Source organism: Enterococcus sp. AZ089 (genome assembly GCF_050547225.1).
GTDB classification, from domain to species: Bacteria; Bacillota; Bacilli; order Lactobacillales; family Enterococcaceae; genus Enterococcus_D; species Enterococcus_D entomosocium.
Genome location: NZ_CP172954.1, coordinates 3,107,736 through 3,122,417, shown reverse-complemented (window position 1 = coordinate 3,122,417; position 14,682 = coordinate 3,107,736). Strand labels below are relative to the sequence as shown.

At 39.9% G+C, this 14,682-nt stretch carries 15 protein-coding genes; 14 read left to right on the top strand and 1 reads right to left on the bottom strand.

The genetic code is table 11. The annotated features are described in order from the left end of the window. Positions 1-164: 164 nt before the first annotated feature. Positions 165-1,340 (top strand): tRNA epoxyqueuosine(34) reductase QueG, encoded by a 1,176-nt coding sequence (gene queG, locus IGJ01_RS14440; protein ID WP_167826884.1) that lies wholly within the window; start codon positions 165-167, stop codon positions 1,338-1,340. A 38-nt stretch (positions 1,341-1,378) separates the two neighbouring features. On the opposite strand, the gene IGJ01_RS14435 is transcribed toward queG, so the two are convergent. After that, a complete protein-coding gene (locus IGJ01_RS14435) occupies positions 1,379-1,735 on the bottom strand; it encodes a hypothetical protein (RefSeq protein WP_244732443.1) in 357 nt (118 codons plus the stop codon). 164 nt (positions 1,736-1,899) lie between these two features. Between IGJ01_RS14435 and IGJ01_RS14430 the strand changes: the two genes are divergently transcribed. The 13 genes from IGJ01_RS14430 to IGJ01_RS14370 all read left to right on the top strand — a co-directional run bounded on the left by IGJ01_RS14430 (position 1,900) and on the right by IGJ01_RS14370 (position 14,660). Then, the gene (locus IGJ01_RS14430; RefSeq protein ID WP_008379560.1) at positions 1,900-2,775 is read left to right on the top strand and encodes an SPFH domain-containing protein; all 876 of its coding nucleotides are present in this window, start codon (positions 1,900-1,902) and stop codon (positions 2,773-2,775) included. 3 nt (positions 2,776-2,778) lie between these two features. Next, the gene (locus tag IGJ01_RS14425) at positions 2,779-3,276 is read left to right on the top strand and encodes an LURP-one-related/scramblase family protein (RefSeq protein ID WP_005233908.1); all 498 of its coding nucleotides are present in this window, start codon (positions 2,779-2,781) and stop codon (positions 3,274-3,276) included. 254 nt (positions 3,277-3,530) lie between these two features. Further along, positions 3,531-4,379 (top strand): PRD domain-containing protein, encoded by an 849-nt coding sequence (locus IGJ01_RS14420; RefSeq protein WP_430601216.1) that lies wholly within the window; start codon positions 3,531-3,533, stop codon positions 4,377-4,379. A 25-nt stretch (positions 4,380-4,404) separates the two neighbouring features. Next, positions 4,405-4,701, top strand: coding sequence for a PTS sugar transporter subunit IIB (locus IGJ01_RS14415; protein WP_081119296.1), 297 nt, complete (start codon positions 4,405-4,407; stop codon positions 4,699-4,701). 17 nt (positions 4,702-4,718) lie between these two features. After that, positions 4,719-6,077, top strand: a complete 1,359-nt coding sequence (locus IGJ01_RS14410; RefSeq protein ID WP_140965328.1) for a PTS galactitol transporter subunit IIC — start codon at positions 4,719-4,721, stop codon at positions 6,075-6,077. A gap of 230 nt (positions 6,078-6,307) precedes the next feature. Continuing rightward, a complete protein-coding gene (locus IGJ01_RS14405) occupies positions 6,308-7,342 on the top strand; it encodes a zinc-binding dehydrogenase (RefSeq protein WP_140965327.1) in 1,035 nt (344 codons plus the stop codon). A 12-nt stretch (positions 7,343-7,354) separates the two neighbouring features. Then, positions 7,355-7,834, top strand: coding sequence for a PTS sugar transporter subunit IIA (locus IGJ01_RS14400; protein ID WP_430601214.1), 480 nt, complete (start codon positions 7,355-7,357; stop codon positions 7,832-7,834). Between the two features lie 10 nt (positions 7,835-7,844). Next, positions 7,845-8,675, top strand: a complete 831-nt coding sequence (rhaD, locus tag IGJ01_RS14395) for a rhamnulose-1-phosphate aldolase (RefSeq protein WP_430601213.1) — start codon at positions 7,845-7,847, stop codon at positions 8,673-8,675. A gap of 77 nt (positions 8,676-8,752) precedes the next feature. Next, positions 8,753-10,513, top strand: a complete 1,761-nt coding sequence (dhaK, locus tag IGJ01_RS14390) for a dihydroxyacetone kinase subunit DhaK (protein ID WP_430601212.1) — start codon at positions 8,753-8,755, stop codon at positions 10,511-10,513. A gap of 149 nt (positions 10,514-10,662) precedes the next feature. Beyond that, complete coding sequence (gene scrK, locus IGJ01_RS14385) at positions 10,663-11,535, top strand: fructokinase ScrK (RefSeq protein WP_002347415.1); 873 nt, start codon at positions 10,663-10,665, stop codon at positions 11,533-11,535. Positions 11,536-11,635: 100 nt separating this feature from the next. Continuing rightward, positions 11,636-12,385, top strand: coding sequence for an alpha/beta fold hydrolase (locus IGJ01_RS14380; RefSeq protein ID WP_008379569.1), 750 nt, complete (start codon positions 11,636-11,638; stop codon positions 12,383-12,385). Positions 12,386-12,492: 107 nt separating this feature from the next. Further along, entirely contained in the window at positions 12,493-13,455 is a 963-nt protein-coding gene (locus IGJ01_RS14375) for a rhodanese-related sulfurtransferase (RefSeq protein ID WP_016612875.1), read from the top strand. 266 nt (positions 13,456-13,721) lie between these two features. Beyond that, positions 13,722-14,660 carry a 2-dehydropantoate 2-reductase gene (locus tag IGJ01_RS14370; protein ID WP_086316570.1) on the top strand — a complete coding sequence of 313 codons (939 nt, stop codon included), beginning with the start codon at positions 13,722-13,724 and terminating at the stop codon, positions 14,658-14,660. Positions 14,661-14,682: the final 22 nt, after the last annotated feature.

Below are 14,682 nucleotides of genomic sequence, written 5' to 3'. Positions count from 1 at the left end.
TAAAATTAATTAAAATCTTAAACAATCAACACGTGTTCTTTTAAAGAAAGAAAAAAACTGGGGGAACAAACCGCACCATCGACTTTTTTCAGGTGCTTACGTATAATAGGGGAAGAGAAAAAGCCGAGAAGCAGATGCTTAGCGGACAAAAGAGGGTAGCGAGCATGTCTTTAAAAGAAAAAATTATTGCAGAAAGCAAGCGGCTTGGCATTGACAAAATCGGGTTTGCTTCAGCGGAGCCGTTTTTGGCATTGGAGCCTTCCTTGCGGGAACAAAAAGCCAAAGGTCATACGTCTGGTTTTGAGCATCCCGTGATCGAAGAGCGTATCTATCCTGAACGGACATTTGAAAATCCGCAAACGATCATTGCGATCGCTTTAGCTTATCCGACAAAAATCAAAGAGAAAGTCCCGCGGGATGAAAAACGCGGCATGTTTGCCCGTGCCTCGTGGGGCATCGATTACCATGATATTTTGCGAGAACGATTGGATCGCTTGATCGCCTTTATCAAAGAACAAGCGCAAACGATGGAAGAACAAGTCGAATGGCGTTTCGCACCGCAAGTCGATACAGGGGAATTGGTGGATGTGGCGGCAGCGCAGCGGGCGGGTCTTGGCTTTATCGGTCGTAATGGCTTGCTGATTACGGAAGAATTTGGTTCGTTTGTTTATCTAGGGGAGATCGTCACTAATATCTCTCTTGAACCAGATGAAGAAGTCCCGTTTGGTTGTGGTGATTGCATGCGTTGTGTGACGGCTTGCCCCACCAAAGCGTTATTGGGCGATGGTCGAATGAATGCCCAGCGCTGTTTGTCCTATCAAACCCAGACGAAGGGTATGATGCCAGAAGAGTACCGCAAAAAGATGCATAACGTGATTTACGGCTGCGATATTTGTCAGCTGGTCTGCCCTTATAATCGGGGGAAAGACTTCCATTTTCATCAAGAGATGGAGCCTGAAGTCGATACCGTTTATCCAAAACTGCAACCGATGCTGTCTTTATCAAACAAAGCCTTCAAAGCACAATTTGGCCATCTATCTGGCTCTTGGCGGGGGAAAAAACCTCTGCAGCGTAATGCCATCATCGCCTTAGCCAATGTGGGAGACCGCAGTGCCTTGCCAGCGATTTGGCGCTGTGCGACAGAAGACGTGCGCCCAGTGATTCGAGGAACGGCTTATTGGGCCATTGGCCAGTTGGGCGTCAAAGAACCAGAAATGTGGTTAGAGCGACTGCAACGGTGTGCAGAGTTAGAACCTGAAGAAGAGGCGCTACAAGAATTGCAGCCTGCCATCGAACGATTGCAAGCAGTCATTACCAAAAGGCAAGAAAAAGAGATATAAAAAAGCAAAACGAGCCCGGGGCCGTTTTGCTTTTTTGTTTAATCTAGTACGTCATCACTTTCGACGATTTCTTCTGAATCCAGTTCAAAATCAGGTGCTGGATGCACACGCTCAGGCAGTTCCATTTCTAACTCGCCGTCTTCTGTATACTGATTGTCGGTATCGGCAACGTCAATTAAAATTTCTTCAGGAAGCTCTTGATCTAACCGATAGCCTTCTGCATGACGCGCATCGAGTAATTCCAAAAGATGTTGCCACTCGTCTTTCGAGATCACTACAACGTCAATGCCGTCTTTGTTTTGTATCTCCACAACAGAGGAAAGATCGGTGCCGACCGTTTTAATGATCGATTCCAACGACCATTTACTCGTTTCTAAGTCAATTTTTTGTGCCATAAGAATTACTCCTTTTTGTGAAAAATTTTGTCCTACCTTAATTGTAACGGGAAAGTTGCAGAAAACAAAATAGCTTGATTGGGAATCGTCGCTGATATGCGCAAGAACATTTGCACAGCGGCTTTAACCAAGGTAAGATAAGAGCAAGAAGGGAAGGAATAAAAATGACAGAAAAACAGACATTTCATGTGAATGGGTATTTAGCACTGGTTGTGCTAATCGGGTTATTAGTTGGCGGCGGTTATTTGTTTTATCATGGGTTCGTAAATGAGAGCGTTCTCGAAATCGTTCTCAGTATTCTTTTATGGATCGTTTCGTTTCTTTTCCTTAGTTCGTTAACGATCGTACAACCCAACCAAGCCAAAGCGATCCTCTTTTTTGGGCAATATTTAGGAACCATTAAAGACAACGGCTTGTTTGTGACAACCCCATTAACCCAAAAAATCAATGTTTCATTGAAAGTTCGCAACTTTAACAGTTCGCTGTTGAAGGTCAATGATTCAGACGGAAACCCGATCGAGATCTCGGCAGTGGTGGTATTTAAAGTTGTAGATACCGCTAAAGCATTGTTTGATGTCGATTATTACCAAGACTTCATTGAGATCCAAAGTGAAACAGCGATTCGTCATATTGCGACGCAATACCCTTATGACACGTTCAATGACGATGATCTGACGTTGCGAGGCAATACAAGTGAAGTCTCGGAGGAGCTGGCAAAAGAATTGCAGGAACGATTAGCTGTTGCTGGGGTCGAAGTCATAGAGACCCGCTTAAATCACCTCGCGTATGCGACTGAGATCGCTAGTGCGATGCTGCAGCGCCAACAAGCTAAAGCAATTTTATCAGCACGGCAAATCATTGTTGAAGGGGCCGTCTCCATGACACAAATGGCGTTAGAACAAATCGAAGACGGACAGGACATCAATTTCACAGACGACCGCAAAGTCCAACTGATCAATAATTTATTGGTGTCGATCATTACCGATAAAGGCACGCAGCCGGTGATCAATACGGGTGATGTCAAAGAGAAAGGAGTGTAGCATTTGAAGAAACTTTACATCAAACAGAAGGTTTTCAGCATCGGCGAAAAATTTACCGTGACCGATGACTTACAAAACCCTCGCTATTATGTCGAAGGCAGTTTTTTTAAGATCCCGAAAAGTTTTACGATCTTCAATGAGCAGCAGCGACCGATCGCGGAGATCACCAAAAAAGTGTTCAGTTTATTACCGAAATTTTTTGTGGAAGTCCACGGCCAAGAAGCGATCGTTTTAGAAAAACATTTCACATTTTTTAAAGCCCGCTATTCCATCAGTGCAGAAGGCATCGATGTGGATGGCAATTGGTGGGATATGGATTTTGTGGTCAACCGAAACGGCAAGCGGATCGCAGAGATCCACAAAAAATGGATCTCTTGGGGCGATACCTATGAAGTTGTGATCTATGAAGAAGATCTAGATGACCTGATCATTGCATTAGTGGTAGCCATCGATCGCGTGAAAGCAGATGATGCCGCAGCATCAAGTTCAGCAAGTAGTTAATGATTGTTATTTAATACCGATGACATTTAAAAGCAAACTTATCAAAAGAGTCCTGAAGCAAACAGGACTCTTGTTTTTTTTAAAAACTATTGACATTTGTCCAAACTCGATTATATAATGGAAGCGTATTCAGGGTAATTGAATAATTTTCCTTATGTTAGAGTGTTACTGTTTAATCAGGCATTACTATAGGGCTCGATTTGATCGAAACCTATAGTAATGCCTTTTTTTTATTTTGAAAGGATGGGAGTTGGATGAAGGTTACACAGTCCTATAATCAGAATGCTGTATCAGTAGTTGATGATAGTGGCAAAGAACTTATTTTAATCGGGAAAGGAATCGGTTTTGGGAAGAAGAAAGGGGATGTTATTGATATACGAAGAGCTTCAAAAATTTTTCGTTACTATTTTTCAAACTATGAGAAAAAGGTTATTGATTCATTAGTTGAAATTCCTGAAGAGATACTGTTGATGGCAGAAGAAATAACGGTTGGAGCTAGTGAACGACTACAAGAGAAATTAAATCCAGGATTTTTGATTTCACTATCGGCACATATTCAATTCACAATAGAAAGAACAAAAGAATATGGAGAGGTAGTTAATCCATTAAATTATGAACTGAAATATATTTATCCAAAAGAGTACAAAGTAGCAGAATGGGCAGTGAATTATTTACGTAGGGAGTATGATTTAGAACTTTATGATTCAGAAATTACTTTTTTCACGCTTCATTTTGTCAACGGATTACAAAGCAGTGGTGCGATTGCAGAAGTTATGGAAGTTAGCAATATATTAGGCGATATTACCCAAATTATTGATATTGAATTCAAGAATAAATTAAACAAAGAATCTATTTATTATTCGAGATTCATCGTGCACTTACGTTACTTTGTCATCAGAAAATTAGGGGATAAAACATCACCAAATCCAGAAATCCAAGATCTTTATGATTACGTATCTGATAAATTCATCGATGCTAATACGATCGTACAACAAGTAGATCAATTACTAAAAACAAAATATAATTTCGATTTTGGTTATGATGAAAATCTGTATTTATTATTACATGTTCAACGTCTCATAGACGACAACATCAAAAAATAAGTGAAGGAAAGAAAGGATGATAAAAATGAAATTGATCATTGTGGCTTGTGGCGGAGGGATTGCAACGTCAGCAACGGTAGCAACGAAGATAAATGATAAATTGAGAGAATTAAAATTATCCAGTAAAGCTAAAGTTGAAGCGGTTGATATTAAATCTTTGGATACTCATATTTCAACAGCTGATTTATACGTCTCAATCACACCAATGGCCAAAAAGTCAAAAGAATATAGTATCCCCACGGTAAATGGTATTTCATTCTTAACAGGGGTTGGATCGGAAGATACGATGAATCAAATTGTTGAGTTGCTTGATTTAAAATAATTGAAAGGAGAATTTAAATGGAAGTTTTGGCGAATATTTTTCAGAGTATTCTGGATATGGGAGCAGCTGTTTTTTTACCAATCGTACTAACGATTATAGGGATCATTGTTGGTCTTAAGCCAGCGAAGTCTTTCTCCTCAGGTTTGACCCTTGGAGTAGCCTTCATTGGCATTAGTTTGGTCATTGACTTTATGGGAACGACTGTAGGAACTGCTTCACAAGAGTTCGTAACAAACTTAGGTATTCAGTTAAATGCACTGGACATGGGCTGGGCACCAGCTTTAGGTCTAGCCTGGACGTGGAGGTATGCCTTTTTAATGTTTCCAGTGCAAATTGGTTTGAATATTCTTTTGCTAATTATCGGTTGGACAGCAACACTGAATGTAGACATGTGGAATGTTGCAAATAAAATTTTTACTGCCTATATTGTCGCAAGTGTAACAGGCAATGCAATTATTGGTTTTGCGGTAGCAATCATCCAAATAATTGCAGAATTAAAAAATGCCGATGCAACAAAGAATCAATTACAAGAACTTACTGGAATTCCTGGTGTTTCTATGCCGCATCCAATGTTCTTATCGAATATTATCTTTTATCCTATTAGCCGCTTGTTAGATAAAGTGCCTTTTATGAGGAAGACTGTAAATGTTGAGACTTTACAAGAAAAAATTGGCATTTTTGGAGAAACTCATGTCATGGGGTTCATTATCGGTACCCTAGTAGGATTGTTTGGAGGTCAAGGAATTCAGTCGCTAATGACGGGTGTTCAAGCTGGCGCCGCACTGACCTTATTTCCGATGGTTTCCAAATTGTTTATGACCGCACTGACTCCTATTTCTGATGCAGCTAATAACTATATAAAAAAGAAATTTCCTGGAAGGGATTTGGTTATTGGATTAGATTGGCCAATCTTAGCTGGAAACTCTGAGATATGGGTAGCCATCATATTTACCATTCCAGTTGCGTTAGGCCTTTCATTGATTCTACCTGAGAACATTGTCCTTCCGTTTGGTAATCTTATGAACGTCTGTGTCTGTGCAGCTGCATTTATAAGTTGTAAAGGAAATTTGAAAAAAATGTTGTTTATCAGTTGGATTATGGTACCTATTCTGTTGTGGTCAGCTAGTTCGTTTGCTCCTATGCTTACCCAGTTAGCAATCGATAACGGAACTTCTTTGCCCGATGGTCAATTAATGGCTTGGTGGGGCATGGATATTTCAGAAATAAGATGGGCAATTGTTGAGGCGTTGCAGGGGAATATTTTTGGCTATATAGGAGTAGTTGGATTGGCTATTTTAAGTTTCTTTTATTTTAAGTGGCAAAAAGAAGAGGAGCATAATGCAGGAGTCAGAATGGGAATTATTGATAGCAAATAAGGATTGGTGAAGTAAATGAGAGCGGTAACATGGCATGTTCTAGTTGTTTTAGCTGTTTTTTTCTTGATAATAGCTGCTATTACAAAAAGTGTATCAGCCACCACAATCTGCGTTATTTTATGCGTTTGGTTGAGGAAAAGAAGCCATTTAGTAGAGTTACCAACAATTTATCAGAAAAAGGGACTAACAAAATTTTATACAAATAATCTGGTTAGAAAGAAGGAATCCAAATGAAGAAAGTCATGTTCTATGCGCCAAAAGATATTAGAGTAGAAGAAGCCACAATTCCTGAACCCGGTTTTGGAGAAGTAGTGGTAAAAAATCATGTGACTTTAACCTGTGGAACAGATGTCAAAACCTATATGCGTGGCTATCGATATGAGCCACCCTTTTCCATGGGGCATGAAACTGCGGGAACAGTTTTCAAAATTGGTGAAGGGGTGGAAAACTTCAAAGTAGGTGATCGAGTAGTTCCTCATAATTCAGCGCCTTGTAATCATTGCTACTATTGTAAAAATGGATTGCATTCATTGTGTGATGAATTGATTCAAAATCAATTCACAAATGGTGGGTACGCTGAATATCAACTGATTCCTAAAGCGATAGTAGAGCAGAACATGTTTTTGATTCCCGAAAATATGAGTGATAAGCAAGCAGCATTACTTGAACCATTAGCCTGTGCAGTATACGGAATAGATAATGTTCCTATTAAACTAGGAGATACAGTTTGCGTCAATGGCTGTGGACCAATTGGATTAATGTTCATCCGCTTGGCTTATTTAAGAGGAGCAAGAGTGATTGCTTGTGATTTGTCTTTGAGTCGGTTAAGACTTGCAGAAAAATTAGGAGCAGCAGAGATCATTCAAATTGCTAAAGACACCAATCAAGTCGAAGCAGTAAGAAAATTAACGGAAAATAGTCGTGGTGTAGATTCAGTTATTGAAGCAGTTGGTTTGCCTGAAGTTTGGGAGCTTTCGATAGATATGGTTAGAAAAGGTGGTTTTGTTTTATGTTTTGGTGGTACTAAAAAAGATGTTAAGGTACCCATTGATACTACCAGACTACATTATGATCAAATTACATTAAAGGGAGTTTTCCATACGACACCTGAACACGTAAATCAAGCTTTTGAATTATTAAAGATGAATGCAATCAAGGCGGAAGATTTTGTTCAAAAAGAGTACGATATCGAGAACGTTGAGCAAGCAATTCTCGAACATGCGGCTGGAGATGTTATCAAAAATTGTATTTCATATACGAATTAGGATGGTATTGCTATGGAAAGGTTTGAATTTGAAGATTTGTTAGACGATGAATTAATTTTTACAGAATTTGAAGCGGATAACAAAGAAGAGCTGATTTTTAAGCTAAGTAAAATAATAGAAGAAAAAGGTTACGTCACAAAATACTATGCTAATGATGTCTTGCAACGTGAAAAAAAATACCCCACCGCATTACCAACAGAAGTGATGAGTGTTGCTATTCCACACGCTGAATCAAGTGATAATGTGATGACACCCTCGATTGTTATTGCAAAACTAAAAGATCCTATCTCATTTATTGAAATGGGAAGTTTTGATCATAAAGTTGATGTCAATATTGTTTTTTTATTAGCAGTGAAAGGCAGTAAGACACAATTGAAATTACTTCCTAAATTGATCAGTATCTTTTCAAATAAAGAAGAAATGAAAAAAATTCAACAAGCAAATAATAGCAAACAAATATTTCAACTAATCAAAGATGCTATGCAAGCATGAGGAGGAGAATATGAATTATTATCATATCAGCGATGCACCATTTATAAAAGAAATGAAAGAGATGACACATAATCTATGGATCAATGGTTGGGCGGAGAATCATGCTGGAAATATTAGCTATCTACTACAAGAGGACGAAGTGAAGCTCTATTTGAATACAGGCCAGTATCGATATGAAAAAGATATTGGCTTTGCAGTACCTGATTTAAAGGGAAGCTATTTTCTGGTTACTGGGGCTGGGAAATCATTTAGAAATGTAGCCAAAGACCCATCAGATTCTCTTGCGATTATTAAAATTAATGATGATGGAACAAAGTACCAACTACTGTGGGGGCTAAGCAGCGGAGGAGAGCCTACAAGTGAGTTTGCTTCTCACTTAATGTGCCATTCTGCTCGATTAAAGGTGGATAATCAGCATAGAGTAATTTTGCACACCCATGCGATGGCGATTACCGCTATGACGTTCATCCATTCTCTGGATGAAGATAGGCTTACAAAAACACTTTGGAAGATGATTACTGAGTGTATCATGACCTTTCCAGATGGAGTATCTGTACTTCCTTGGATGGTTGCTGGAACGAGTGATTTAGGAAAAGCGTCAGCTGAAAAAATGGAGACATCCAGAATTGTTATATGGCCTCAACATGGCATTATGAGTGCGGGGAGAAGTATGGATGATGCGTATGGTTTAATAGAAACTGCTGAAAAAGCCGCTAATATTTATCTGTTAGCAAAGCAAGGCCAGAGCGAGGACTGGCAAGACATAAGCGATCAGCAGTTGTGGTCACTTACTGATCACTTTGATTTAATTCCTAAGCAAGGAATTTTAGAACCTAGATAAAATACCTAAAAGTCCTTGTTTTAAGTCATTAAAGCAAGGGCTTTATAAAATATATAGAGAAAGCAGAGGAAATAATAGTGAAAAAAATAATGAATAATGTCGATGACATTGTCTTAGAAATGTGCCATGGGTTAATCTTAGCGAATTCTGAGCTACTTCTTGATGAAAAATACAAAATTATTTATAAAAAACATCTGAAAAAAGATAAGGTTGCACTTGTATCTGGTGGAGGATCAGGTCATGAACCGGCACATGGCGGCTTTGTAGGCAATGGAATGTTGGATGCAGCAATCTGCGGAGACATTTTTGCATCTCCATCGCAAGTACAGATTTATCAAGGAATAAAAAGAGTAGCAAGTGATAAAGGGGTGCTTTTGCTTGTTAAGAACTATAGTGGAGATATTATGAACTTTAAAAATGCAATGTACTTAGCTCAAGAAGATGGAATCAAAATTGACTATGTAAAAATAGATGACGATATTGCTGTCGAAGATAGTCTATACACTGTAGGAAAACGCGGTGTAGCTGGCACTATTTTCATTGAGAAAATTGTGGGTGCAGCTGCCGAAACTGGTTATAGTCTAAAAGAGCTAAAAAAGTTAGCAGAAACTGCAATTGAACGGACCAAAACAATTGGGTTTGCATTGTCATCTTGTACGGTCCCATCAAAAGGCTCTCCTACATTTGATTTAGGTAATGATGAGATTGAGTTTGGGGTCGGAATTCATGGAGAACCAGGAATCGAGAGGATGAGCTTAAAATCTTCAAAAGAGCTTGCTTCAGAAATGCTTGAAAGATTAGTTGAACAATTACCAATAAGAAGTAAAGACAATAAGGTGGCTTTGATGATCAATGGTTTTGGAGGAACCCCTCTAATGGAGTTGTATATTTTGAATCATGATGCCGCAGAGATTCTTAATCAGATGGAAGTCAATGTTCAGCACACATTTGTAGGTAACTATATGACCAGTATTGATATGCAAGGGGCATCGATTACTTTATTGCTTTTAGATGATCAACTAGAAGAATTTTTATCTCTGCCAGTCAGTACGCTTGGATTCCATTCAAAAAATAAGGGTGAAATAAGCAGTGCAAGTTTCTATTCTCTAAAGAAGGCTCCTCTTAAAAAAGGGGTATATCAATTAGAAACGAAGAAATGTAACGGGAAAATTGATGAGGTGATAACCTTAGAAAATATGATTTTTATTATTGATGTTATGGCAGATGTTATTATCAGAAACGAGCAGAAATTTTGTGAACTTGATTCGTATGCTGGTGATGGAGATTTTGGTATGAGTGTAGCAAAAGGATTCCGTAGTTTAAAAGATCAATGGCAAGAACTTTTGGAAGAAGAAGATTTAAGTATTGCAAAGTTCTTAAATGATGTTTCTTTGATAATAATGGAAAATTGTGGTGGAGCATCAGGTCCTATTTGGGGCTCAGCTTTTCGTGCAGCCAGTAAGGATACGCAGGGGAAACAAACATTGACCATAAGCGACATGAGCTCAATGTTACAAGCAATAGTCAAAGGAGTCCAAGAAACTGGTAAGCGTTCTTTTGGGCGAGGGGCAAAAGTTGGAGATAAGACATTAATTGATGCTTTAGCACCTTGCGCTGATAAGTGGATGAATATATCTGAGCAAAAAGGATCATGGCAAGAAGCTTTCGATCAAGGTGCAAAGAGTGCCATAATGGGTGCTGAGCAAACAAAAGGATTTGCAGCTAAAATGGGTAGGGCAGGTACAGTTGGCAAAAGGAGTGTAGGGTATCCCGATGCAGGAGCATTTGCACTGGGGGTAATATTTACAGAAATATCTAAAAATCTTACTTTCTCTTAATTTCCACTACTTAACAGTTCGAAAAAAGGAAGGATAAAATCGAAGTCATCATTTTAGAAGACTTATTCATAAAATCTCTCAGAGATTGCTAGTAATTTCGCTGCTCTTTGATTAAAATTAGGTATAAATAAAAGAGAGAAGTGATGTGCATGTTATACGGTTCGATTGAAGCAGGCGGCACAAAATTTGTGTGTGCCATTGGCGATGAAGAAATGACGATCAAGGAAAGAGTGAGCTTTCCGACAACGACACCTGAGGAAACAATGCCTTTAGTCATTGATTTCTTCAAACAATACCAAGCAGATTTAGCAGGGATTGGGATTGGCTCATTTGGGCCCATCGATATCCATCGCGATTCTGCCACTTATGGGTACATTACCTCAACCCCGAAATTGGCATGGCAAAATTTTGATTTCATCGGTACCATGAAAAAAGAATTTCCGATCCCGATTTCTTGGACAACAGATGTCAATGCGGCTGCCTATGGTGAGTATGTCTTCGGCAGTGGCAAAGGATTGAGTAGTGTCGTTTACTACACGATCGGTACAGGTGTTGGCGGCGGTGCCTTACAAGAAGGGCGCTTTATCGAAGGATTTAGTCATCCAGAAATGGGGCATATGCTCGTCGTCCCTCATCCAAAAGATGACTTTGCTGGCAGCTGTCCATTTCATGGCAACTGTTTAGAAGGGATGGCCGCTGGACCCGCCATCGAAAAACGCTTAGGGAAAAAAGGACAAGAGGTTGCAGAAGATGATCCTTATTGGGAAATCGAAGCCTCCTATATTGCTCAATGTGCCTACAATACAACTTTGATGTTTTCTCCAGATGTGATCATTTTTGGCGGTGGTGTGATGAAACAACGCCATATGCTGCAAAACGTCCATGACGCATTTGCAAAATTGGTCAATGGGTATGTCGAAACACCTGAGTTAAGCAAATATATCGTGACCCCAGCATTGGAAGACAACGCTGGAACGCTCGGTTGTTTGGCATTGGCTCGAGAAGCGGTCTTACATTCATAAACGAAAAAACGGATCATACTCTTCGGGTATGATCTTTTTTTACAGCGTATCAGTGGCGCTTTTGGCGACTTTTTGTATACTTAAGCTGAGGTGGAAAAGAATGAAATTAGCTGTTCGAAAAAGAAAAATCGGGAATATTCCGGTCTTAGAAGTCGTACCAGAAGAAATGATTTATGAACCGCTGCCATTGATTATTTACTATCATGGTTGGCAGACGAGTAAAGAATTAGTGTTGACACAAGGCAGAAAGTTGGCTAGAGAAGGTTTTCGGGTGGTCTTGCCAGATGCAGCCAATCATGGGGAGCGCAAGACCCAGCTATCGGAGATTCCTTCTTTAACTTTTTGGCAAAGTATCCAAACCAATCTATTTGAGTTTTCTTACTTAGTCGATTTTTTTGAAAACCTTGGTTTGGTCAACGGTCAGATCGCAGTTGGCGGAGTCTCCATGGGAGGGATGACCACGTGCGGTTTATTATGCCAGCATCCAGAAATCACAGCGGCAGCTTGTATCATGGGTTCTCCTTCCATGTTGAAATACCGTGACCGCATCCAAATGCACGCCGGCGCTGCTGGGTTCTTTGTACCCGAGGATTATGGTCAGCTTTTAAGCTGGATGGATGCTTACGATCTGTCTTCTCAACCAGAGAAATTAGGACAGCGTCCCCTTTTATTTTGGCATGGTACCCAAGATGAGAAAATTCCTTATGCTGATGTGGAAGCCTTTGTGGCAGAAAATCCAGAAGCAAATCTGCAGTTTATCTCGCGAGAAGAACGCCATCTGGTGCGTGGAGAAACGATGGATCAAGTCACAGCTTTTTTCGTGGCAGAGCTCAATAAAACCAATCCATGACACTGTTTGCTCAAAGAAAAAGATTGTGTGAAAAGGTACAAGCATAAAACTCGTTTTTTGTCACGCGATAACCTATACTGTAGGGTGCAAAAAAAGGAGGAATTGGTTTGACATACCGCGTTTTATTATTTTATAAATATACAACAATTGAAGATCCGGAAAGCTTCGCCAAGGAGCATTTAGCATTTGGAAAAGAAATTGGCATCAAGGGCCGTATTTTAGTAGCCAATGAAGGGATCAATGGCACGCTTTCTGGAACGGTTGAAGCAACAAATCGCTATATGGAAAAAATGGAAGCTGATCCCCGTTTTAAAGGGATTTTTTATAAAATCGATGAAGTAGAAGAACATGCGTTTAAAAAGCTATTCGTTCGTCCGCGCAAAGAATTGGTTTCATTGAACCTGGAAGATGACATCGATCCATTAGAAATGACTGGAAAATATTTAGATCCTAAAGCGTTCAAAGAAGCTTTGTTAGATGAAGATACCGTGGTGATCGATGCCCGTAACGATTATGAATATGACTTAGGCCATTTCCGGGGAGCCGTTCGTCCCGATATCCGCAGCTTCCGTGAGTTGCCGCAATGGATCATCGATAATAAAGAAAAATTTATGGATAAAAAAGTCGTTACTTATTGTACTGGTGGTATCCGTTGTGAAAAATTCTCAGGCTGGTTGCTGCGAGAAGGCTTTGATGATGTGGCCCAACTTCATGGTGGTATCTTTGCTTATGGGAATGACCCAGAAGTTCAAGGCGAGCTTTGGGATGGCAAAATGTACGTCTTTGATGAACGTATTAGTGTGGAAATCAATCATGTGGATAAAAAAGTTATCGGTCGCGACTGGTTTGATGGCACACCTTGCGAGCGCTATGTAAACTGTGCCAACCCAGAATGCAATCGCCAATTTTTGACTTCTGAAGAAAATCAAGCTGCCCATTTAGGTGCCTGTAGCTATGATTGTGCCATCCACGAACACAACCGTTACGTGGAACAACATGGGATCACAGAAGCGGAAAAAGCTGAACGGCTAAAAAACTTTACAACAAACAATGAAACAGTCACTGCCTAAAACGACAACTGTTTCACAGGAAATAATTGAATAGAAGGGTCGCACGTGAGTCCGAAAACTGGTTTAGCTCAGTCAAGTTTTCAATCTTCCGTGCGACTTTTTTGAATGGACAAAATTGGAAACAACCGTTTTTTAATTATCTGAAAAATCTAACTATTCCAATTGTTCTTTTTTCTTTCCTATCGAGAAAAAACGCAAGGCTCTCGCATATTTCACGATTTTAGAGTAAACTATACCTAATTGTGGAAGAGGAAAGAGGAGTTCAGATGAAAATTGTTATTGCTGGTGCAGGTGCTATGGGCAGCCGTTTTGCTATTATGCTAAAAAGAGGCGGAAATGACGTCACGTTGATCGACGGCTGGCCGGCGCATATCGAAGCGATCCGTGAACACGGATTACGAGCGAACTTAAACGGTGAAGAGATCGCAGTCCCTTTTTCGATCTATTCGCAAAATGAGATCCCAACGACTGTACAAGCAGACTTGATCCTGGTCTTTACTAAAGCGATGCAACTGGATCAAATGATGCAAACGATCAAACCGATGATCGGAGAGCAAACGAAAGTCTTATGCTTATTAAACGGGATCGGTCATGAGGACACGATTGAAAAATATGTCAGCACGGATAAAATCTTTTTAGGAAATACCATTTGGACGGCGGACTTGATTGGTCCTGGTAATGTTCGCTTGTTTGGGGATGGTTCTGTAGAACTGCAAAATATCGAACCGGGCAAAGAAGAAGATGCCCGTCAATTAGCAGCAGTCTTGGCTGATGCTGGGTTAAATGCGTCTTATTCTGAGAACATTCGCTACTCCATCTATCGCAAAGCCTGTGTCAACGGCACACTAAATGGTTTGTGTTCGATTTTAAATGTGAATATTGCCCAATTCGGACAAACCTCAACGGCGCGTGCGATGGTCCAAACGATTGTGGAAGAATTTGCGGCAGTTGCTACCCATGAATCTGTTCAACTGGATGTATCCGAAGTAGTCCACCATATTGAGGAAACCTATGATCCAGAAGGCATCGGAATGCACTATCCATCCATGTATCAAGATTTGATCAATAATCATCGCAAAACCGAGATCGATTATATCAATGGCGCAATCTCACGAAAAGGCCGCAAGTACCAAGTGCCAACGCCTTATTGTGACTTTTTGACTCAAATGATCCATGCCAAGGAAGATATTTTAGCAGCAGAATAACCTAAGTAAATATGGTCTTAAA